Source organism: Peptoniphilus obesi ph1 (genome assembly GCF_000311865.1).
In the GTDB taxonomy this organism is placed as follows: Bacteria; Bacillota; Clostridia; order Tissierellales; family Peptoniphilaceae; genus Peptoniphilus_E; species Peptoniphilus_E obesi.
Window position 1 is genome coordinate 632,576 of sequence record NZ_HE978580.1, and the last position, 23,711, is coordinate 656,286.

The following is a 23,711-nucleotide window of genomic DNA, read 5'->3' on the forward strand; positions in this document are numbered from 1 at the left end:
TTGATCACCTCATTCTAGCAAATTTAAATTTAAAAGGTCCTGTCCCAGGCATTGAAATTATTGCTTCCCCTGTTGCAAGACTAGCTATATCCCAGTCTTCAACAACATATGCATCTCTAATTTGTTCGCTTATTCCCCTAGAGCTGATAGAAGATTGAAAGATTTCTTTTTTCCTATTTTTACCATGCAAACCTTGAACGTATTGCTTAGATGTCGGCTCATTTAAATTAAATACAATTGATGTTAAAAATCCTGATAGTAAAGATCTGGCTCTTGATTCTCCATAGATGTCAAAAATTTGTTCAACGTTTTGTATTCCAATGACAAATTTTATTCCTAAAGACCTACCAAAGTTTACTGCATCATCAACGTGAGATAAGTTTGGCACCAAGGAAAATTCATCTGTTATAAAATATACATTTCCCGTATTTCTAGACCTAGATAAGGATTTTTTAATAGCTAGGTCAAATAAAAGAGTATAAATTGGAGAAAGAGTCCTACCTTGAGCAAGATCATATTCTATAAATATTTTTTTGCCAGCTTTTTTCATAAGCAAGTCGCACATAGCTAAGTTGCCTGACTTTTTAAAATTTCCAATAAAGATTTGTCTAAGAGTTTGTTGTAATTCTGAAAGAACGCCTTGGGTTTGAGGAGACCTATCATCAAATATATAAGAAGCCATTCCGTAAAGATCCTGATGGCTGCTCAACAATTCTCTTAATAATTCTCCATCACAAACATCTACAAAGTCTCTTAAAATTTTATTATCAACTTGTATCTTGTCCCTAACCCTATAAAAATGAGTAAGTATTGCTGCAAATAAATCTTTTGCCGCCATAGGGAAAAATACTTGAGATGTTTTTTCAATTTTTTCTCTAAAAATAATATTAGCTATTTCATTTATAGATTCTTCTGGAGCATTGTCATCGATTTCTTTAAATATATTCCAATAATCGCTGCCATTTTCTCCCCTAGCATTTTCATCATTTGAGATAACTATATCGCCAGCTTCATAAAAGTCTTGGAGATATTCTCCCTTGGTATCAAAAATAATAAATAGATCATCTTGCTTCTTTGCCTTATTTAGCTGACCTATAATTTGGTAAAAAGTATTTGTTTTTCCAGTTCCTATTCCTCCAAGAATCATCATGTGCCTGCTGAGTAATTCTTCATTTATAGGTATGTATTGTCCGTTGTCGCCATAAAAAGCCATTATAGGTGATGGAACTTGAAGCTGACCTGGTCCATTTTCAAGTCTAATTCCATCAAAAACTTCTACTACTTTCAATTTATCATCTCCTTACAAGCCAAAGCCTTGAATATTCTCTACCGTGATTTCTTCTTGTATTTGTTGGTCCATTTCTTCTTGTAAAGCTTCTTCTGCTTTTTGAACTTCCTGATTAATAAATTCCTGGTACTCTGCTTCAAAAACCTCTTGACTAACTTCATCTAAAAGTTCTGAATCTACAATTTGATTCAAAGATTTTTCAACTTCTTCTTCCAGCAGTTTATCTAGTTCTCCTCTTTTTTCTAACTCATCTGCATATTCTTCTACAAGAGATATTTCAGTATTTTCTTCTTCGACTTTTTCATCTCCTAAAGCCTTATCAATCGAACTTTTCATATAATCCATCATCAAATTATGACTTACTTCTATCGGTTTAATTATGCTATAAACTATAAGATCTCCCATATTTGCATTTTTTAAATCAATTTCGGACTTTATATGATAATTTGGCATAATGGAAGTATCATCGTGATCCATTTGAAGTTCAAAACCTGCCTTTACATTTTTTGTAACAGCCGCCTTGCTTTCAATTGATACATCTTTTCCGCTAAGTTTAAAGTCTGTATCTACAAGCTTACTCGAATATGAGTGTCCAATATAAAATTTTTCTTTAAAGTTGTATCCAAATTTTTTTGTAGAACTCACTCCCAATGTTTCGTTAGATTTTTTATCTGAAAGCTCTATGCCAAATATTTTATTTATCGAAGTATATGCAGAAAGTTTTCTTGCGTGCTTGTACTTTGTCCCATTTAACTCGAAGTTTCTTATATTATTAATATTAAACTTGGCTTGGGATTTTTTTAAAGACTGCAATGAAAGATCAAATCCTGTTTTTTTATTTGGATTTTTAAATTTATACTTAATTTTTCCACTCTCAAGACTATCTATATTTGATAAGCCAAATTTTAAGTTTTCAAATTGTTTCTGGCTGAGGTTTAATTCTGGAATTTTTTCCAAACCATTTATAAAATCTTTATATTTTATAGGCTCAAAAGCTTTGTATATACCGTAGGGATCACCCATAAAGAAATTAGCATTTTCTACAAGCTCACTTGGAAAAACTTCTCTTAGATTTTTGACATCATCAATAAATTTTTCAGAAATAAGATAGGCTTTTTGTGGGTCTGTAAGAGTTTTTGCTATTCGCTCTGCCGCTTGATTTTCTAAACCAGCTTGTTCTGAAATTATCTTATCTATAAAATTTTTGTCCCCATTATAAAAGGCTCTTATGGCCTCCCGACCATAAGAGTTTTTTATTTCCTGATTTAAATCTGCCAAATTATATAAACTGGCAAGATCTTTATAAAAGCTTTTTGTTATTTCTTGATTTTTTATAAAATCTTCATATTTGAGTCCAAAATCTTTTAGACTTGCTTCCATTTTTCTACACCATAGTCACCAAGGACTTGTATATCATCAATAATTGCTCCTACTTCTCTTAAAGCAATTTCTGTATCACGAGCAGGTAAAACATAAGAATAACCACAGTTTTCTTCATCCGGTCTTATCAATGGAATTCCCTTCTTATCTGCTTTTACCATAACTGCTTCTCCTCCGCCTTTTGTTGCTACATAAATTTCCATATCTGGTAATTTTGAAACAGAGATAATTGCAATAATTAATAAAATAAACTTAACTATTGTTAAAATAACTGTCAACTCTCCGCCTGAGCCTCCATAATAAACTGACGCTAGTGGATTTCCTATTAAATCAATGCCTTCTGCTGACAAACTCATTGAAACTGCAACAGCTAAAAGTTTTAGCCACCTATTTATTCCTGGAAAAAACAAAATAAAACCTGCTGCTATTACTGATATTGTTGAAAGTAAAGATAAAAATTTACGTCCGGCTTCTCCATCAAATATTTCAAAAAATATAGCTGCAAGCGTTCCTACTACAAGGCTTGTAATAAAAAATATAAATAAAAATCTTAAAAACTTAAAAGCATATGACTTTCTAAATTTCACTCCACCAATTTCACTGATAGTAAATTCTTGTTGGTAGTTAGTTGATCCATTAAAATCAAAACCCTTAGCAGAAAAAATTACCCTCTTATTTGTTATAAGTAATTTTCCAGCTGCCTTTCCAGTTGGTATAAAACCAAAAACTAAATTTCTAAGAGTTGTAAGATTAAATTGTTTTACAGGAATTTCTCCATCATTTGATGTCATTGAATGTGGAATGATTAATTCATCTGGGTTTCCCATATACGCCCTTTCACGAGCTTGGGCCTTTTCTCTTTCATCCTTAATTTTTTGATAAGTATTTCCCACATTTTTAGACATACCATCAAAAATTTCCTTGCCCTTTTGTGCAAAATCATCTGAATTAAAAGAACCATCTGAATAATTATTCGATCCGCCTTGATTGTAGCTATTGTAGTTTTGATTTGAATAGTTTTGGTTAAAGTTCTGGTTTTGATTGAAGTTTTGATTTGTATTAAAATTACCTGTGTTTTGATTGAAGTTTTGATTTTGACCTTGATTAAAATTATTTTGCTTTTGATCAAAATTATTTTCTTGCTTATTGTATTCTGTTGAATTTTTTCTTTGATTTACGCTGCCTGGACAATCGCAAGTTTCCCAATCCTCAAGTTTTTTACCACACTGAGTACAAAATTTCATAATTCCTCCTTTAATTTATATATTTAATATGTATCTAAAAATAATTATATATAAGTAACTAAGCAATATCCACAACTATTGGGATTATAGATATGTCTTTCTTTATAAATTTTTTTGATTTTATATACTTACATTTCTCAATAAAACTTTATAAATTCTCAAAATTTATCCACATATCCACTCTACTTATACATAATTTTTAATATAAACTAAATATGCCTACTATTATTTTACTATATTAAAGTGGTTTTATCTCCTATTTTTATTAAAAAAAGGACAATTTCTTGTCCTTAATCTTTCTATTCTTCTATATTTCTTATAAATGTTGGAGTTGGCATTTCTATATTTGCCTCTTTTAATGCATCGTACAAAGCATTTTGCATTATCATTTTATTTTTTCCAATATCATAGTAAGCAGTAAAGAATTGTATATAGATTCTAAACCCGTTTGGATCGAGTTCCAAACGCACCTTTGGTTTTTTATCCGCATCAACGCCAGCCATTTTTATATCAAATTCCTTAATTTCTTTATCATCATAAACATCTAAGAAATGTTGATATTTTTCATAAGCAACCTTGCCTGCAATTTTTATAACTTTTTCCCTATCAATATCAAAACCTGCCAAAACTGAAATATCTACAATTACAAATGGATTGTCGTGGTTGAAATTATAGACCGGATGCTGAAATATAAACCTGTTTGGAATTGAGATGTATCTTCCAGTGTGAGTTCTGCTCGCCGTTAAATCGCCAACTTCTGCAAGGTTAAATTGTAAAAAATCTATATCAATTACTTCCCCACTAGATTCACCAATCTCGATCACATTACCAACATTAAAAGGTTGTCTAACTCCTATATAAATATATGCGACCAGATCCATGATAATATCTTTTGCGGCCAGGGCAATAAAGGCTAAAATTATTGCAACTACAACTCCAAATAAACCATTTTCTGAAATCCACATATTAATTATTACTAAAACAGAAGCTATTATTAAAAATAGTCTAGCAAATCTTATTATCTTACTATTTATTTTTTCATTGTCGCTTATTTTTCTAAGTATCCAAGATAAAAGCTTTATAAATAAATAGCAAATTATAATTATTCCAATAGTAATACCAACTTTTTTCACAAATAATTCATAATCTACATCATCGCTATTTAAATATTTTAAAAAATCGTTCATCCTAACCCCCTTGTATTGATTTACTTTAATAAATCAAACCTATTCGATTATAACATGAATAATTTATCTATATATAAAAAAGACACAAGCTAAGCCTGTGCCTTTATAATTTTTAAGCATCACTTCTTGAAAAGCTGTTTCTCATTTGATTGCTGGCAATATATAAAACCTTGTCTAATAGTTTTTGAGTTTCTTCTTGAGTAAAGTCTGAAATTTCTTGGTTAGCCTTTTCACAAAATTCTTTTTGCTTATCTTTTTCCACATCTTCAAATTCTCGGTCAAACTTGTTTATCATTTCATTAACTTTATTGTTCACTGCTATTTGATATCTTTCAATCTCTGCTGATGTTTCATGATAGTGAGGGTCTGCAAGTGCTCCAATTATCCTATTTGTCCAATAAAAACTATCAGTTGTTGCCTTTAAGAAACTTCCACCTAAATATTCTGGAGTTTTTGTTATATTTGTATAGCAAGGAATCATTGCATTAAATACATTGCTAGCAAGTGCCATCCATTGTAGAGCTTTTATTTCTTCTTTTACATATGGTCTGATTTGTACTAGACCTAAGACATTTGTCCTGTTAATTCCAATCGGTCTGTATTTATTTTTTGAAGATTTATCTCTAGTATAAGGATCATATTCAGTTGATTGATAGTGGTTTGAAAGAACCCACTTTACTTCATTTATTGTTATCTTCTTTTCTGGAACAAGTGACCAGTAAAGATCATCGTCTTCAGGTGATATTTCTTCTTGTCTGAATTTTTTAGGATTAAAATATTTTAGCATAGCCCAAGCTCTTGGAGTGTTATAAACATGGTCAGAATCATCATGAGAACCAAAAGCATGTCTTGGATTAAAATCTTCACTCGGATCCATTCTTAAATCTAAATGATATTTTTCTACCATCTCTTTTAATCCTTCTGAACACATAAATTCTTTTTTATCAGAATATGCATCTTCAAAATCAAAATAATCAATTCCCAATTGGTTTGGCATAACAATATAAGAATCATCTGGAACTTTTCTTGCTATCCAATTGTGGCCGCCAATAGTTTCTAACCACCAAATTTCATTTTCATCTTGGAAGGCTATTCCGTTCATTTCATAAGTTCCATATTTTTTCAAAATTTCGCCAAGATAAATAACGCCTTCTCTTGCTGAATTGATATAAGGAAGAGTTATAGTAACAAAATCTTCTTCTCCAACTCCACCCTTTACTTCTTCTTTTCCATCTTCAGCTTTTTTATATTCTACTAGAGGATCTGCTCCCAAAACTCTCTCATTTGATGTTATAGTTTCTGTTGCAGTCATCGAAACATTTTTTTCATTAACTCCATAACAGCCCCAAACTCCATTAGATAGATCTGCTTCTGGCATATAAGTGTAGGCCATAGGATGGTCTGGTAATTCTATTTCCACCTTTGATATTACTGATTTATATATTTTTACTTGGTCTTTAGGATCCATAACAGCAAATCTTTTTTCATTATATTGACCTGCTGATGAATCTTCATTTCTAGCTACAATTGTTGATCCATCGTAGCTCGCATTTTTCCCAACTAATATTGTAGTACAAGCCATTTAAATCGCTCCCTTCATCTATAACTTATATTTTTATTATAATTAATCAGCCTAATAAAAACAAAAATATTTAAAAAAACAGTATCTATTAAATACTGTTTTCTCCATAAATTTCTTTCTTATCTATATTTAAATATTTGAATAATCTGCTTTCATCTTTGTCAAAGTTGATTATCCTGTCTTTTGGATAATCCATTTCTTCAAGAAGTTCTACCATAGAAGAAAAATTTCCAACCTGATATTCAACATGAGCATCCGTATTCATTATAAAGTTGATATCATACTTTTCTCCAAGTTCTAAAAGCTCTATTATATTTTCTCTTGCATTTATCCTAAATGAATTTTCACTAAGAGATGAATTATTTAATTCCAGTAATATATTTTTTTCTTTAGCTGCAAGGACAATTTCCTTCTTATCTAAAGGATAATTATCATCATCAGGATGACCTATTATAGCAACTTTTGCCTTATCCATAGCCTTTATTATCGCATTAGTATTATTTTTTACCCCGCCATCCTTTATGCAAGCTCCGTGCAAGGACGCGATAACATAATCAGTCGCACCAGGAACTCTAGAAGCATCAAAATCTAAATTCCCATTATAATCCATTATATTTGCTTCCACGCCTCTTAATAAGTAAACTCCATCAAATTCTCTTTTTAAAATTCTCATATTATAAAAATAACTATTCTTACAAGAACCAGGCATCATTTCAGCGTGTTCACTAGTTCCGAGAAATTTCAATTTATTTATCTTTGCATAATTTAAATTATCTTTCAAACTTGAATAAGCATGTCCGCTTATAATTGTGTGCGTATGAAGATCACATAGCATTTTATATTTTCCTCCCAAAAATCTTTTCAATAACTAAATCAATTATAACATGCAAGAATTAATATTTTTCTAATTCGATTTATAAATAATGGTTATAAATTTAATAAGGGTGATTATATGAAAATTGTTGTAAAAAGAGTTTATGAAGATTTAGATAATAAAAGTTATAGGGTACTTGCAGACCGTTTGTGGCCAAGAGGCATTAAAAAAGAAGATCTTAAAGCTGATATCTGGCCAAAAGAAATTTGTCCAAGCAATGAGCTTAGAAAGAGTTTTCACAGTGAAAAAATTGATCAAGATAAATTTAAAGAAGAGTATAGAAAAGAAATAAAAGAAAATAAGGATAACTGGAAAAACTTTAAAAAGTCTATTTCAGATGAGGAAAATATTTTATTATTATCTGCCGCCAAAAATCCAGTCCATTGTTACCTAATAAAAGAAGAATTAGAAAAGGAGTGAATTAATTCACTCCTTCTTCATATCTTCTAGTAACCAAGCTGGATTTTTTAGACTTTGTCTTCCAACTCCAACAAGATCGCAAACTCCTCTATTTAATAAATCCTCACATTGCTTAAGATTTTTAACCCCACCAGTCATCATAACTGGAATTTTAACAGAATCTTTTATTTTTTTACTAACTGATGAAAAATATCCATATTCAACTTCAGGATGTTTTAAAAAGCCTAAAACTCCACCAGATATATCAATTGCATCTATTCCATAACTTTCAAGTAGTTTTGCAGCTTTAACTCCATCTTCTTCAGTATTTCCACCTTCTGTATAGTCAGCTGCTCCTAATCTTAAAAATATTTGAAAATCTCCAATCTCTTTTCTAATTGCTTCTATAATTTCCTTGTGAATCCTAAGTCTGTTTTCTAAAGATTCACCATATTCATCCTCTCTTTTATTTTCCAAAGGGCTGTAAAATTGATTTAACAAATATCCATGAGCACTGTGGACTTCAACTCCATCAAAACCCATTTCTTTTACTCTTCTTGCAGCCTTTGCAAATGCATCAACTATTGTTTTTATTTCTGCCTTGCTTAATTCTTTTACATTTTCTTTTGCCGAAGGACCAAAAACATCTCCTTCAATTTTTGCCTTGTTGCCGGCATGACTAATTTGCATTAAGGCTTTGCAGTCATATTTTTTTATAGTTTTTGCAATTTCACTTAAAATATCCTTGTCATAATCTTCATCTATTGCCATTTGATTAGGACTTGCCTTTCCACTTTTTAAAACATAGGCATGCTCTAAAATAATTAAAGAAAATCCAGACTTAGCCATATTTTCATAATAAGAAAATAATTCTTTTGTCGGTCTACCATCAATAGATTTTTCCCTCGCCATTGCAGGTAAAACTATCCTGTTTTTTAATTTCATATTCTCACCTAACTATAATTTTCTAAATTTACTAAATTTCTGAAATTTCAAGAAGTATTGGCGTATGGTCTTGTCTAGTTCCAGAATCTATCATTTCAGATTTTTCAACCTTTTCAGCCATCCTATCGCTTACAAGAAAATAATCTATCCTCCAGCCAGAATTATTAATCTTGCTAGTCCTAACCCTTTGTGCCCACCAAGAATAAATACCTTCAACATCTCCATGCTTATGTCTAAAAGTATCTGTAAAGCCAGCATTTAATAAATTAGTAAATCCTTCTCTTTCCTCATCTGTAAAACCAGCTGACTCATGGTTATTTTCTGGATGAGCAAGGTCAATTTCTTTATGAGCAACATTAAAATCTCCAGTCGCTATAACAAACTTATTCTTATCCAATTCTTTTAAATAATATTTATATTGTTTGTCCCAAACTTGTCTTTCGCCCAGTCTTACAAGTTGGTTTCCAGCATTTGGTGTATAAACTTGAGTAAAATAAAAATCTTCAAACTCTAGTGTTATAATCCTTCCCTCACTATCCATTGGCTCCGGTGCACCTATATTTGGATAAGTTATTACCGGCTCATAAGTCTTTTTATAAAGACACATATTTCCAGCATAGCCCTTTCTAGCTGGTTCAACCGAACTCACCCAAACATAATCATAATCTGGAAAATACTTTTCTAAACCTTCCTTGTGTTTTTTGCTAGGACCCTTCGCAGGAAGTTTTGTTTCTTGTATGGCTATTATGTCCGCATCGTAAGAAACAATTGTATCAAGAACCTCCCTTGATAATTTTGCCCTTGCCGAATCACTAGTAAGAGCTGCATTTAAAGAATCTATATTCCAAGAAATAAATTTCAATCTACCACTCCTTATATATAATAATTTAATTTATTTTTTCCTTATGTTAATAATTTTAGCATAGTTTAGAAAAATTTTTCTTATACAAAACTTATATATATAAGTTAAACTATATTTTCAAATTGTGTCAGTTTTTTGTTTTTGGGTACATATATTGTATAATGTTAATTGTAATTTAGATTATAATCTAAATATTATTATGTATTGGAGGAAAAAGTATATGAAAAGAAAGTTTGTTAATTACCTAAGAAGTGATGAAGAAGCGGGAGCTAACATTTCTTGGGGATCAATATTTGCAGGTGTTGTAACATTTATGGCAGTATTTATTACACTATCATTTATAAGTTCAGCACTTGGTTTTGGGATTCTAGAACCAACTTCAAACGACCCACTAGATGGTGTTGGCACAGGAGTCCTTGTTTGGACAGTAATTAGTTTAATTATTTCATTTTTATGTGCAGGATTTATATCTGGTGTTGCTGCACAAAGAGTGGGAATGCTACATGGTATTGTAACTTGGGCAGCGTCTATTCTTATAGCTTTCATACTAATATCTTACACAGCTGTTTCAGCTATATCAGGTGTTGGTAAATTGGTTGGAAATGTTGGATCAGCTGTAGCAAGTGGAACAGCAAATGTTGCTGAATCTGCAGGAAATGCTGCATCAGCTGGAATTGATAAAATTACATCTAATTTAAATGTAGACACTGAAGAATTAGATGCAAATGTAAAAGAAATTTTAAAAGATACTGAAGTAGAAGAATTACAACCAGCTTATCTTCAAGGACAATTAGACCAAGCTGGTGAAGAAATTAAAGAAGCTGCAAAACAAATTGCAGTAAACCCTGACCAAAGTGATCAAATTATAGAAAATACTACTGAATCTCTAAAAGCTCGTGCAGAAAATATTGCAAACGCAGCTGATAGAGACGCAATTAAAAATGCAGTAGAAAAAAATACAGACCTAACTCCAGAAGAAACTGACAAGGCTGTAGATAATATTTACAATGGACTACAAGAAGCTTCAGCAGAAGCTGAACAAAAATTAAATCAAGCTTCAGATGAAATAACTAAACTACAAATTCAAGCAGAAGAAACTGTTGAAGATGCTAGAGAAGGAGCAGAAGAAGCATCAAATAAAACAGCTCTAGCTTCAGGCTTAACATTTGTAGGACTTGCACTAGGTTTAGTTTTATCAGCATCAGCTGGTGTTTACGGATCTAGATTAGGTAAAGATGAAGAAGTTAAAGTAGAACTTTAATAATTTTAATAAAAATTAAGACTGGTTAATCCAGTCTTTTTTTTATTTATCTAGATTTTATATTTAATTAGGGGTAAATTATATATAATTACTTTATTTTTTAGGGGGAATTTCAATGAAGTGGCAGGGAAGAAGAAAAAGTTCAAATGTGCAGAGAGGAAAGAGTGGCGGAGCTCCTTTGATGTTTGGCGGAGGTATTGGTGGTATTGTTATACTTCTAATATATTTTTTATTGGGTGGAGATCCATCAAGTCTTCCTCAACAAAGTAGTTCAACTAATTATGAGCAAAGTCAAAGTTCAGAAGAACAAGCTATGTTAGAAGATTTTTTATCTGTTGTTTTGGCAGATAATGAAGATGTTTGGCATGAAAAGTTTAAAGAATATGATGTTGAATATACTGAACCTAAGATGACTTTGTTTAATCAAACTACTCAGTCTGGATGTGGACTTGCTCAATCGAATATGGGGCCTTTTTATTGCCCACTGGATCAAATAGTTTATATAGATGCCTCTTTTTATAATGATTTGAAAAATACTTTTGGAGCTGAGGGCGATTTTGCTTTTGCTTATGTTTTAGCTCACGAGATTGGGCACCATGTTCAAAATCAATTAAATATTTTAGGACAAGTTCAACCTCTTAGACAAGAGCTTCCTGAAGCGGAATATAATAAATATTCTGTTGCTATGGAGCTTCAGGCGGATTACTTTGCTGGGCTTTTTGCTTATTATATTCAAGAGAAGGGTTATTTAGACCAAGGAGATATTGAAGAGGCGATGAATGCAGCTGCATCTATTGGTGATGATAGGATCCAAAAAATGAGTGGTCAGGAAGTAAATGCAGATAGTTTTACCCACGGTACATCAAGGCAACGTAAAAATGCTTTTGACCAAGGTTTTAATTATCACGATCTTGAGCATGCTATGCAATTTTTTGATGGTCTTAAGTATCAACCAGAATTTCAATATAAAAGATAAATTTAATTTTATAGGTGGCTAAATGTATTTAGAAGAATACCAAGTTGGTAAAAAATATTATGTAAAGGAAGCTAAAATAACTAGTGAAGAGATAAAATCTTTTTCTAAAAAGTATGACAATAGACCCTTTCATCAAGATGAAAATGATTCAACCAATCCTGTTTTTTATGGTCTGGTTGCATCTGGTTTTAATACCTTGTGTTTTGCTTGGAGCAAGTGGGTCGATATGGGAATTGATTCCAAGGGAGTTTTGGCTGGGATCGGTATTGATAATTTGAGGTGGTTACAGCCTGTTTATCCGGGAGATATTTTGTCTTCTGTTTGTACGGTTACTGGTAAAAAAAGATCCAGCAATAAAAAAACTGGCACAGTTTATTTTAATTATCAAACTAAAAATCAAAATGGAGATTTGGTCTTAACTTTTGATTCTATAGTTTTAGTAAAATCAAAAATTTATGATGAATAGTTTTAATGGCTTTAAAAGATAATTTTTTTTAAGGTCATTTTTTATTATAAATAAATCTACTAGAATTTTATCTAGTAGACTTTTCTTGTTTATTTAATTTTATCAAGAATTAAGTAGCTCTTGGAAGGCTTCTATCCTGGTTTTTATTTGTCCATTAGAAGTGTTTTCCTTGTTACTTTCTATAAGTATTTGTGGAATGTTTTTTTCTTCGAGTGCTTTTTTTATTATAGGATAATCATATTCTTCTGGATCGCAAAAAGATGTATTCACAAATATTACTCCATCGACATCATTTTCTTTAATCTTTTCTAATATTATTTTTACCCTTTCATTTTCCCTGCTGTGTGCCATTGAGCAGCCTTCAAAGTCTGCCCATTTTTTACATAGGTTAAAAAGTGGATCGCTGGTATATTCTTTGATTTCTGTCCTGTATTGTCTTGATTCTTGAGCTAAATCATCGCTTACAACATCTAAATTACTATCTGCTATTGAATTTAATAAGGTTTTTGAATCTGCCATTATTCCTGTCAATAAAACTTTTTTATTTTCAGATTTAAATTCTTCTCTTGCTTCTAATTCAGCAATCAGTTCATCTATATATTTTATATGGTCTTTTACGTCTAGGATTGATCCTGCCTTATTTATATAATTTCTATATTTAGGAGTTATTATATCTAGGTGCTTGTTGGCAAGGTCCATAAGTTTATTTAATTTTTGATTTCTTTCATTATAAAGCTTGATTGCTTCTTTTAATTTATCTTCATCATATTTGCAGTTGAATTTTTCTTCCAATATTTTTATTATATTTAAAAATTCTGATTTTAGAAAATCCATGCCGCAATCTAGGTCTCTATTTTGTGGATAAACTAATGGAATAAATTCAATATTTTCAACTGCAACCTTCCAATTTTGTCCTATTGCCTTTAAAGAATCGCAAAAACTTGCAATCAATACGGCTGCTAGGTAGTCTAGTTTTCCTTCCATGCCTGCTTCTAATAAACTTTTTAGTGGATAGCAATAAAATGGAGGTAGGTATTTAGAAGATGCTCCTGTTTCTATTCCATACCACCAAAGTATTTGAGGGTGAAATCCCATAGAATAAATAAGTTCAACTGGAGTATATGGAAGAAAACATCCTATAATCTTTTTTTCTTTCCTTATATTTTCTAAATATTCTTCAGGATTTAAACAAACTTTTTCTAAGACTTTAAGTGTATTTTTTATTTCAGTCATTGATCTTCACCTCTTTACGTGCGTCCATTATTTCATTTAATCCTTGGACTCTTGTTTCAAATTGTGCTTTTGAAAACTTGCTAGGGTCTGCTTGGTCGCCGTCAAAAATAGCATATGGAATATCAAGTTCTTCTGAAACTCTTCTTACCATTTCTAGTAAAAATCCGTCCCAAATTTTGCAACTCCTATTCATATGTACCAAAATTCCATCACACTTAGATTTTCTAGCTATGTCTAGTCTTCTGTCTACTGCTCTTTCAAGATTTATGCCGTCTGGAACATTAGAATATGAATATAGCATTTCTTCTAGGCTGGAATAAATCCTGCCCCAGGTTTGAATATAAATTGATCCAACTAAATTTATTCCATATTCATTTAAATATTTGCTATTGTGTCTTAGGTATGGCCAACAAGCTATTCCTTCCATCATTATGCGGTGTTTTTGTTCTCCCTTGTATTGGCTTTCTCCCTTATTATAAAGTTCTTCTAATTCATCAGCATATTTTTTTATACAATCTCTTGTTGATTCTTTGCCCCTGGCACAAACCATAAGCGCCATATAATTAAATAAGTAAAATCCATTTACTGGAGATGGTTCTTTTTGAGCTAGGCTTTCTACTCTTCTCCATTGTCTGGAAGTTTCATTTGATATTTCTTGAATTTTTTTAAATTTTTCTGGATCAAATTTTTTGCCTGAAATTTCTTCAAGACTTTTTATAAGATAGTCTACTTGACCTTTCATATATTCAATTCTAGATTCTGTTACTTCATAATCATTGTTAAATGGAACATCCACTAATATTAGAGGAATATTTAATTCGTGAGAAATATTTTCAAACCATTTTATTAATTGGTTGCAAATATTGTTGCAGCATAATAAAAAATCAGGCATAGGAACATTTGAACTTTCGCTATATCCTTTTTCTAAAAATCCCAAACTAACTCTGGCATAGGAACATATATCGCTCGAATAACCTAGAGATTCTGATTCTTCAATCATTTCTGGGGCTTCGCTCCTTGCAGCAATTGCAGCAGTTTGATTTTCAGGATAGATTACATCCAAATCAAAAACTTCAATAAATTCTTGCGGAAAGTTTGAAGCTACCCAACCTACTGGCCTTCCTGATTCTTTTGCTTCCATAGCATCAGAATAGTGCTTTTCTAATAATTTATTTAGCATCTCTTTTGCAGTTAAATCTTCATACATTTTTTTACCCCCTCTATATTTATAATCAGTTTTATGAAAACGTTTTTTGAATAAATATAATTTCTTATTTTTATTACAAATTTAGTCTTTGTCTTTTCTATTTTATTTTTATACCACTTATTTAATAAATTCAATCAGCCTTAACTAGCTCATCGACTAGGTTTTGATTGATTTTTACCTTAAATTTTTTAATATTTGCATAAAAAGATTAATTTTAAAATAATTTGCTATTATTATAGCTTTGCTTGTATAAAGTGTGCGTGTTTTGATATATACTATTTAGCAAGGATATATTATTTTAAGCTTAAATCTTTTATAAAAATTATATTTAAGCTTTGATAATTTTATATATCTTTGTAGATGTCCATATAGTATTTAAATTATTATAAAAGTTTAAAAGCTAGTCTAAATAACCCCTAACTTATAGACTTTGAATTTTTTGGATAAATTTTAACTTGGCTTTAAATTTATTTGCTTGCTATTATAAATATCCTAACTTTAAATAAAATTTACTCGCCCTGCTTAAAATATATAAAAATATGGATATATTATAAAATTTGAAGGGAGAAAATTATGAGCAAAAAAGATTTAACAAAATTTAAAACACCGCACACTTATGCAATTATTTTTGTTGTTGTTCTTATTTGTTGGTTTCTAACTTTTATAATTCCAGCTGGTAAGTTTTCGACTCACGAAGTTGAGTATGAAAATGCTTCTGGAGAAATCGACACAAGAACTGTTTTACAGACCGAAACTTTTAGATACATGCATCCTCTTAACAAGGATTTCTTAGCTCAAAATCTTAACCAATTATATCAAGATAAAGAAGCTATGGAAGAAAATGACATTGATGAAGAGGCCTTTGCTGAATTTCTTAAGACACAACCTGATTCTTGGGATCAAGAAGGTCTAGACAAGGTTGGTTTAACAGATGACACTTTATATGGACTTTATGGGGATAATTTTTATGATAAATCTGTTAACCTAAATAAAACAGCAAAAATTTGGGGGACTGAAGATTTTAATGGTTTTGGTTTTCTAAACTACTTATTCGAAGGTTTAGTATCTGGAGATAAGTATGGTTCTGCTGTTGGTATTGTTGCTTTACTTTTAGTTGTAGGTGGAGCTTTTGGTATTATCATGTCTACTGGTGCGATTGATGCTGGTATTTATGCTGTAATTGATAAGACAAAGGGTCTAGAAAAGTTTGCAATTCCTATTTTATTTTACCTATTCTCACTAGGTGGAGCTACTTTTGGAATGAGTGAAGAAGTTATACCATTTTCTATGGTAATGGTTCCATTTGTTATTGCACTTGGCTATGACTCCATTGTTGCTGTTACTGTAACTTTTGTTGCATCACAACTTGGTAATGCTGTTTCTTGGATGAGTCCATTCTCAGTTGCTATAGCTCAAGGTATAGCTGGTATTCCAGTTTTATCTGGTGCGGGATTTAGACTTGTATGTTGGGTTGTTGTTACAGGTCTTGGTGCAGCTTACACTATGGTTTATGCAGAAAGGGTTCGTAAAACTCCAACTCTTTCAGTTGTTTATGATTCAGATAATAAGTTTAGAGAAAAATTAGCAGAAGATAATTCTGCAAAAGAATTTAAACTTGGACATAAAATTATTTTACTTGAAATGTTGGCAGTTTTAGTTTGGATTGTTTGGGGAGTTATGAAAAAAGGTTACTATATTCCTGAAATAGCATCTCAATTCTTTGTTATGGGTCTTGCTGCAGGTATTACTGCTGTAATCTTTAAATTAAATAACATGACAATTAATGACATGGCTTCTTGTTTCCAATCTGGTGCAGCTGATTTAGCTGGTACTGCAGTTGTTGTCGGTATGGCTAAGGGTATTTTAATTGTACTTGGTGGTAGTGATGCGAATTCTTTCTCTGCCCTAAATACTATTCTTTACTCAATGGGTAATGCTTTTGCTGGTGTTCCAAAGGCTATTGCAGCGATTGGTATGTATTTATTCCAATCTCTATTTAACCTAGTTGTTACATCAAATTCAGGACAAGCTGCTTTAACTATGCCTATCATGGCACCTCTTGCTGATCTTGTTGGTATTTCAAGACAAATTGCAGTTCTTGCTTACCAAATGGGTGCAGGATTTATGGATGCTTTTACTCCAGTTTCTGCAAGTTTAATTGGTGTTCTTGGTGTTGCTGGTATTGATTGGTCTAAGTGGGCTAAGTTCCAAATTAAGATGCAAGGATTCTTCTTTTTACTTGGATCAATAATATTAATTATTGCAACAATTATTAATTTCCAATAGGAAGTGAAAAAAATGATTAAAGTTATTAGAAATGCAAAAGTTTATAGTCCTGAATTTATAGGAACAAAAGACCTATTAATTCTTGGCGATAAAATTGCAGCTATTGAAGATGAAATTAAAATCGACCTTTCTTGCTTGGACGTAGAAGAAATTGATGGGACTGGAAAAGTTTTAACTCCTGGCTTTATCGATTGCCACGTTCATATTCTTGGTGGTGGTGGAGAAGGTGGTTTTAAAACTAGAACTCCTGAAATTACACTAACTACCCTAACAAAAGCTGGTGTTACAACTGTTGTTGGAACTCTTGGAACAGATGGACTTTGCAGAGATATTTCTGCCCTACTTGCAAAGGCAAGAGGTCTTAGTGAGGAAGGAATAACTTCATACATCTACACAGGAGCTTATCAAATTCCAACTCCTACACTTACTGGCGATGTAATGAAAGATATAATGTCAATTGATAAGATCATAGGTGCAGGAGAAATTGCCCTATCTGATCACAGATCTTCTCAACCAACTTTTGAAGAGTTTGTTCGTCTTGCTGCAAATGTTAGAGTTGCTGGCATGCTTTCTGGCAAGGCTGGTATTATTAACATCCACATGGGCGATGGAAAATCTAATTTAGATTATCTAAATCGTGCAGTTGATGAAACAGAAATTCCTATTTCACAATTTTTACCAACTCACTGTGGTAGAAATCCCGAACTTTTTGAAGAAAGTATTAAATATTTAAAACGTGGTGGTTTCTGTGACTTCACTGGTGCTGAAGATCCTGATCTTTGGGAAAGAGAATACGGTGAAGTTAGGATATCCAAAGCTTTGAAACGTATAGTTGATGAAAAAATATCTCTTGATAACTTTACTTTTACATCAGATGGACAAGGAAGCTTCCCAATGTTTAATGAAAAAAATGAATACATTGGACTAGGAATTGGCAAATCATCTTGCCTACTAGAAGCTGTTCAAGAATGTGTATTTAAAGAAGATATACCTCTTGAGATTGCCCTAAGAGGTTTAACAACAAACCCTGCAAAAATATTATCCTTTAACAGTAAGGGAAATATAAAGGTTGGCTACGATGCAGACATTAATTTACTAGATGAAAAAACTCTTGAAATTGATACCGTTCTTGCCATGGGTAAGGTTATGATTAGGGATAAAAAAGCTGAAATTCTTGGAACTTTTGAAAATATTTAAAAATTAAAGCGTGCAGATTAATAATTTGCACGCTTTCTTATTTCTATAAACCATAATTGTTTTTATAAATTTTATCTATTCAAATAATCTTTTAAGTATTTAGTTGTCTTACTTTCTGCATCAATAAAATGTCTTAAATATCCTTGGTAAATTAATTTTCCACCATTTTTTCCAGCATCTGGACCAAGTTCTAGTATCCAATCAAGTTGTAACAATAGTTTTGGCTCGTGTTCTATAACTATCACCGTATTTTTATTTTCAACCAAACTATTTAAAAGTTTTAATAAATTATCTATATCCAAAGGATGAAGTCCCCTTGTCGGCTCATCAAATATATAAATTTCTCCTTGGTTTCTCAAACTGCTTGCAAGTTTTAATCTTTGCAATTCTCCACCTGAAAGAGTGTTGGTTGTTTGTCCTAGGCAAAGATAAGAAAGTCCAAGTTCTTCTAAAAGATCTAATCTGTCTTCTATCATCTTGCTATCAAATATATTTCTAGCTTCTTTCGCAGTCATATCTAAAACATCAACAATAGATAATCCCTTATATTTATATGATTTAGCTTCGCTTGAATATTTATCTCCCTTGCAGGCTTCACAAATTATTTTTATCGGATCTGAATAGGCAACGTCTGGTTCTATAAATCCCTTGCCCTTGCAGATAGGACAAGCTCCTTTTGAATTAAATGAAAAAAGTCCCTTATCCACATTATTTTCTTTTGCAAATACTTCTCTGATCTTATCCATCATCCCCATATAGGTTGCAAGATTTGATCTTTTTGATTTTCCAATTTCTTTTTGATCTATAAAAAGAGCTTGATTATATTTTTTATAAAATTCCCCTATCAAACTACTTTTTCCAGATCCCGAAACTCCACAAATTCCAGTAAATGAATTTTTTGGAATTTTTATAGAAATATTTTTTAAATTGTTGCTAGTAATATTAGATATTTCATAAAATTCATCAAATTTTTTATCTGAAATTTTAATTTCTTCTTTTTCTTTTAAGGCCTTGCTAGTTGCAGTATCTTTCATATCTTCAAATTTTCCTTCAAAGACAATTTCTCCGCCGTCTTTTCCCGAATAAGGACCTAACTCAACCAATAAGTCTGCTTCTTTTATAATATCTTGATTGTGTTCAACTATCATAACTGTGTTGAAATTTTCTTTTAACTTTCTAAAGATAGAATTGATCTTTGATACTTCAAGAGGGTGTAGCCCTGCAGATGGTTCATCAAATATATAGCACATATTGTTTAAGGATGAGCCGAGTTTCGATGCAATTTTAAGTCTTTGACCTTCTCCTCCAGATAGGCTTGAAACTTGCCTTGATAAACTTAAATATCCAAGTCCTATATCTATTAATTGCTCAACAATTGGAATTATTTGCTGGCATATTTTTTCTGCATATTCTCCCTTGATTGATTTTAAAAACTTCAACAAGTCATCTAATTCTAGATTATAGACTTCTGCAATATTTTTACCTTCGATTTTAGCTTCTAAAACTTTTTTGTTTAAACCAGTTCCAAGACAGGCCTTACATTTTTTATAGGAGCAAAAAGATAAGACCTCATCTTTTGAAACAGATCTTAAATTTGATATATCTCTTTTTACATAAAGTCTTTCAAATCTTGGTATAAGTCCATCCCACCAAGACTTGTGGTCTCCATTTTTTGTATGGAAAGGAGCAAGTACAACTCCTCCGCCTTCTGGACCATATAAAAATAAATCTTGATCTTCTTTCTTATAATCTTTTATAGCTAAGTCTGGATCAAACAAGCCGCAAGTCATCATCCACCTTCCCTGCCATTGGCTTGGAGACAGGGGAGCAAACCTCACTGCATAATCCGCAAGAGATTTGTCAAAATCAACTAATTTATTTATATCAACATCTATTTCAAGACCATTGCCATCACAATTTGGACAAGTTCCAAAACTAGAATACTTTGAAAAATCACTTGCCTCTTTGATTCTCAGCTTAGCAATTCTTGAATATAAGAGTCTTATCATTGGTCCAATATCCATATAAGAAGCTATGTCCGAACGTGAATTTGAAGATATTAAACTTTGTTTTACAACAATTGCCGGGCTCAAATTTTCCACCCTATCCAGATCAGGCCTTTTGTATAATTTCATATGCCTTCTTTCGTAAGAAGAAAAATCTTTCGTCATCTGTCTTTTGCTTTCCCTAGCAATAGTATCAAAAACAACAGAAGACTTGCCCGAACCAGATAGGCCTGTGAAAACTATAATTTTATTCTTTGGCAAAACGAGGTCAACATTCTTTAAATTATTTTCCCTCATCCCATATAATTTTATTTTATCTTCCACTTTAACAGCTCCAATCTTTCCTTAATTGTAGCATTAAAATGAGCAAATAAAAAAGACCCTAAACTAATAGAGTCTTTGATGACTTTAAATTTATTTTCCCTTTGTTTGGAATCTTTTATTATCTCCATAAAGTTTTATAAGTTGGTCAAATTCTTTTTTATCATAAAATTCAACTCCACCATCCTTATATTCTTTTCCTATTTCAATAGCAAGATTTGCAGCTTGAGCAATATCAGTTTCATGGCTTGCTCCTGTTCCACAACCTGGTACTGCACTTTGTGCTGTAATTGCGATTCCTAAAACTGGTGCTGATGTTGCTGTTGCTGGTTGAAGAATAGAATTTATATGGTATAAATCATTGCCATATGGTGTAATATCCTGGATAGATAAGGCAAATACATTTGCGGGAAGTCCTGTTGCTATTTCCATAATTCCAACAATTGATGGACTAACTCTTAAAATATATCCTTCTTTTACTGTTGGAGAAATTGAAATTCCCTTATGATTAATAATATTATTTCCCTTTGTTGTATCTATTGATATTATTGCGTCCATCTTTTTATCAACTTCATAGCTATTCATTATATCCATATCAACTGGAGAACCCATAAAATCAACTGGCTTGTGCGGGGATGTTGGTGCATCAGGACAAACATGAGTTGTAACTATTAAATTACATGGTAGGTAGTCTCCATTTTTTTGCATTTTTACAATTTTTAATGCAGCTGATAAGGCAGCAATTGCTCCATCGCCATCAGATACTAATCCAATTCTTGCATCTCTCGCACCAAGTCCGCCTAGTCTTCCTATGATTCCAAGAGTTTTTTTATTTTTAATCTTGGGATCGCCTTCTATATTTATTCTAACAAAGTCCGTATATCCTTTGTCGCCTTCAACTTTTTTTACATATACATCTACATATTGATCGTATTTTTCAAAAAATTCTTTTACTTTTTCACCACTGGCATACCTAGAATCTACAATTTCCATTATGTCCATTACTTCTCTTAATAGCATTTTTTCCTCCTTATAATTCAGATAAAAAGTTTACCATTTCACTAAGTCTTTTTATTCTATTGCTTGGTTTACCATTTCTACTTAGACCATGGTTTTCACCTCTAAAAATTAATAACTTTGCATCTACTCCAAAATATTTTAATGATTGATACCACATTTGTCCTTGTGTAAGTGGACACCTGTAATCATGTTCTGAATGAATTACCAAAGTTTTTGTTTTTACCTTGTCTACATTTTTTATTGGAGATGCTTCCCAAAGAATTTCTCTGTTGCTGATATCTGCTCCCATTTCATCCTTATAAAAATAATAACCTATATCGCTGCTTCCCCATTGTGAAACAAAGTCTGCAATAGATCTTTGAGTTATTGCTAATTTAAATATATTTGTTCTTGTAGTGATAAGATTTGTCATAAATCCACCATAAGATCCACCAATTACTGCCATCCTATCAGGATCAACAATTTTTAAATCTTCAAGTAGATAATTAACAAAATCCATTATATCTGTATAATCTCTTTTTCCATAGTTTCCGACAACATCTTTTGTATATGCTTGTCCAAATCCTATTGAACCTCTTGGGTTAGGAAGCAAAATAAGATAGCCTTGAGAAACTAAAAGTTGTACCTCAAAGAAAAAGTTTTCTGTAAACATTATATATGGTCCACCGTGAATACTCACAACTAGCGGATATTTTTTGCTAGGATCATAATCATGAGGTTTAGCTAATAATGCATAAATATCAGTATTATCCCTAGATTTTATCTTTAGATTTTCATATTTTGCAGTGTATCTATCAATTTTACTATCCAAAATAATATTTTTAGTCTTATTTTTTGGATCATATTCTATAAATTCTGTTACTACATCTGGCTCACTTGCAAGGGCTAAAATCTTTGAATTATCCCTATTAACAACAAACTCTGTAATATTTTCTTTTATATCTTCTAGCTTGTCTAGATTTTTATCCATATCTACATTAAATAACTGCATTTTCCCAAAATATGATGATAAAAAGTAGACTGATTTACTATCATTTGCAAATGAAATTGGAGAGTGGCTCATGTAGCAATTTATATCTGTGCTAGATAAATCGCCAACTTGTATATCAAACTCACCTGTCAAGTCGTGAGTTTTATCTTCTTCAAAATCATAAACAAATAGTCTTGGTTGAATTGATGTGTGGTAACTAGATGCACAAGCAAATGCTATTTTTTTATTATCTGGTGAAAATACTGGTTCAACTTGGTAGCTAGTGTCTGAGTTTAAATTTTTATATAGAGAAAAGTCTTCTGTGTTAAAAATTTGAATTGATGACCTTCTATCTAATTTGTCTTGTCCATCTTCTTTAGATATAGCAAGGTATTTTCCATCAGATGAAACAACAAAAGAATTTACAAATCCATAACCTATTGCGTGTTCTGAGATTACTCTTGCTACTTTTGAATCAAGTTCTTGATAAAATATAAGTTCCTTGACATGGTCTTCTATAAATCCTCTCTCATTAGTGAAGTAATCCATGGACTCAGTTTCTATATAGTCTTCTTTTTCTTCAAATTCATATTCTGTATTTTGATCAAATTCTTTTTGATCTTCTTTTAATCTAGAAGAAAAATAAATTCTTTTGCCTGATGGATCCCATCTAACATCATCTACTCCAAAAGGCATATTGGTAATCTTTTCAATTTTTTCACTAGCTAAATCTAAAAGATAGACTTGTTTTTTACCAGTTTCATTACTTATAAATAAGATTTTTTCATCATTTAAAACTTGAACTTTTATATTTAAACTATCTTCAAATCCAAATTCTTTTTCTTCTTTATTTTCTAGATTTCTTATAATAAATTTAGATTGATAGTTGTTTTTTTCTTTGCTTATTTTTGATTTTACATAAATTATTTTATCTTTTCCCAAATAAATTGGATTCGATAGGCATTCTAATTTATATAAATCTTCTGTTTCAAATCTTTTTGTCATAA

Annotated in this window: 19 protein-coding genes; 6 read left to right on the forward strand and 13 right to left on the reverse strand. The window is 31.3% G+C overall.

The window, feature by feature from the left end; translation table 11 throughout:
- Positions 1-4: 4 nt before the first annotated feature.
- The 6 genes from HGPB_RS02755 to HGPB_RS02780 form a co-directional block, all read right to left on the reverse strand.
- A complete protein-coding gene (locus HGPB_RS02755) occupies positions 5-1,288 on the reverse strand; it encodes a type IV secretory system conjugative DNA transfer family protein (protein WP_019132159.1) in 1,284 nt (427 codons plus the stop codon).
- 12 nt (positions 1,289-1,300) lie between these two features.
- The gene (locus HGPB_RS02760) at positions 1,301-2,668 is read right to left on the reverse strand and encodes a hypothetical protein (protein ID WP_019132160.1); all 1,368 of its coding nucleotides are present in this window, start codon (positions 2,666-2,668) and stop codon (positions 1,301-1,303) included.
- Entirely contained in the window at positions 2,653-3,912 is a 1,260-nt protein-coding gene (locus tag HGPB_RS02765) for a hypothetical protein (protein WP_019132161.1), read from the reverse strand. Before HGPB_RS02765 ends, HGPB_RS02760 begins: the two co-directional genes overlap by 16 nt.
- Before the next feature lie 299 nt (positions 3,913-4,211).
- Positions 4,212-5,099 (reverse strand): mechanosensitive ion channel family protein, encoded by an 888-nt coding sequence (locus HGPB_RS02770; protein ID WP_019132162.1) that lies wholly within the window; start codon positions 5,097-5,099, stop codon positions 4,212-4,214.
- A 112-nt stretch (positions 5,100-5,211) separates the two neighbouring features.
- Complete coding sequence (locus tag HGPB_RS02775; RefSeq protein ID WP_019132163.1) at positions 5,212-6,681, reverse strand: C69 family dipeptidase; 1,470 nt, start codon at positions 6,679-6,681, stop codon at positions 5,212-5,214.
- A gap of 88 nt (positions 6,682-6,769) precedes the next feature.
- On the reverse strand, positions 6,770-7,516 hold the full coding sequence (locus HGPB_RS02780; protein WP_019132164.1) for a phosphatase: 747 nt from the start codon (positions 7,514-7,516) through the stop codon (positions 6,770-6,772).
- Between the two features lie 117 nt (positions 7,517-7,633).
- On the opposite strand from HGPB_RS02780, the gene HGPB_RS02785 reads away from it, so the two are divergent.
- Complete coding sequence (locus HGPB_RS02785) at positions 7,634-7,975, forward strand: DUF488 domain-containing protein (RefSeq protein ID WP_019132165.1); 342 nt, start codon at positions 7,634-7,636, stop codon at positions 7,973-7,975.
- Between the two features lie 6 nt (positions 7,976-7,981).
- On the opposite strand, the gene HGPB_RS02790 is transcribed toward HGPB_RS02785, so the two are convergent.
- Positions 7,982-8,899 (reverse strand): NADH:flavin oxidoreductase, encoded by a 918-nt coding sequence (locus tag HGPB_RS02790; RefSeq protein WP_019132166.1) that lies wholly within the window; start codon positions 8,897-8,899, stop codon positions 7,982-7,984.
- A gap of 31 nt (positions 8,900-8,930) precedes the next feature.
- Complete coding sequence (locus HGPB_RS02795) at positions 8,931-9,761, reverse strand: exodeoxyribonuclease III (protein ID WP_019132167.1); 831 nt, start codon at positions 9,759-9,761, stop codon at positions 8,931-8,933.
- Positions 9,762-9,981: 220 nt separating this feature from the next.
- On the opposite strand from HGPB_RS02795, the gene HGPB_RS02800 reads away from it, so the two are divergent.
- The 3 genes from HGPB_RS02800 to HGPB_RS02810 all read left to right on the forward strand — a co-directional run bounded on the left by HGPB_RS02800 (position 9,982) and on the right by HGPB_RS02810 (position 12,464).
- Entirely contained in the window at positions 9,982-11,022 is a 1,041-nt protein-coding gene (locus HGPB_RS02800; protein WP_019132168.1) for a coiled-coil domain-containing protein, read from the forward strand.
- Positions 11,023-11,137: 115 nt separating this feature from the next.
- The gene (ypfJ, locus tag HGPB_RS02805) at positions 11,138-11,998 is read left to right on the forward strand and encodes a KPN_02809 family neutral zinc metallopeptidase (protein ID WP_019132169.1); all 861 of its coding nucleotides are present in this window, start codon (positions 11,138-11,140) and stop codon (positions 11,996-11,998) included.
- 22 nt (positions 11,999-12,020) lie between these two features.
- Positions 12,021-12,464 (forward strand): MaoC/PaaZ C-terminal domain-containing protein, encoded by a 444-nt coding sequence (locus tag HGPB_RS02810; protein ID WP_019132170.1) that lies wholly within the window; start codon positions 12,021-12,023, stop codon positions 12,462-12,464.
- Between the two features lie 102 nt (positions 12,465-12,566).
- Here the strand turns inward: HGPB_RS02810 and HGPB_RS02815 are convergent, their stop codons facing one another.
- Both HGPB_RS02815 and HGPB_RS02820 read right to left on the reverse strand, forming a co-directional pair.
- Entirely contained in the window at positions 12,567-13,697 is a 1,131-nt protein-coding gene (locus HGPB_RS02815) for a 2-hydroxyacyl-CoA dehydratase subunit D (RefSeq protein WP_019132171.1), read from the reverse strand.
- A complete protein-coding gene (locus HGPB_RS02820; RefSeq protein WP_019132172.1) occupies positions 13,690-14,904 on the reverse strand; it encodes a 2-hydroxyacyl-CoA dehydratase subunit D in 1,215 nt (404 codons plus the stop codon). Before HGPB_RS02820 ends, HGPB_RS02815 begins: the two co-directional genes overlap by 8 nt.
- A gap of 573 nt (positions 14,905-15,477) precedes the next feature.
- Between HGPB_RS02820 and yfcC the strand changes: the two genes are divergently transcribed.
- Together yfcC and iadA are read left to right on the forward strand one after the other, a co-directional pair.
- The gene (gene yfcC / locus HGPB_RS02825) at positions 15,478-17,190 is read left to right on the forward strand and encodes a putative basic amino acid antiporter YfcC (protein WP_019132173.1); all 1,713 of its coding nucleotides are present in this window, start codon (positions 15,478-15,480) and stop codon (positions 17,188-17,190) included.
- Positions 17,191-17,202: 12 nt separating this feature from the next.
- Positions 17,203-18,387 (forward strand): beta-aspartyl-peptidase, encoded by a 1,185-nt coding sequence (iadA, locus tag HGPB_RS02830; RefSeq protein ID WP_019132174.1) that lies wholly within the window; start codon positions 17,203-17,205, stop codon positions 18,385-18,387.
- 71 nt (positions 18,388-18,458) lie between these two features.
- Here iadA and HGPB_RS02835 read toward each other — a convergent pair whose 3' ends face one another.
- The 3 genes from HGPB_RS02835 to HGPB_RS02845 all read right to left on the reverse strand — a co-directional run bounded on the left by HGPB_RS02835 (position 18,459) and on the right by HGPB_RS02845 (position 23,709).
- A complete protein-coding gene (locus HGPB_RS02835; protein WP_019132175.1) occupies positions 18,459-20,717 on the reverse strand; it encodes an ATP-binding cassette domain-containing protein in 2,259 nt (752 codons plus the stop codon).
- A 90-nt stretch (positions 20,718-20,807) separates the two neighbouring features.
- Positions 20,808-21,734, reverse strand: coding sequence for a DUF1177 domain-containing protein (locus tag HGPB_RS02840; RefSeq protein WP_019132176.1), 927 nt, complete (start codon positions 21,732-21,734; stop codon positions 20,808-20,810).
- Between the two features lie 10 nt (positions 21,735-21,744).
- On the reverse strand, positions 21,745-23,709 hold the full coding sequence (locus HGPB_RS02845) for a S9 family peptidase (RefSeq protein WP_019132177.1): 1,965 nt from the start codon (positions 23,707-23,709) through the stop codon (positions 21,745-21,747).
- Positions 23,710-23,711 lie beyond the last annotated feature (2 nt).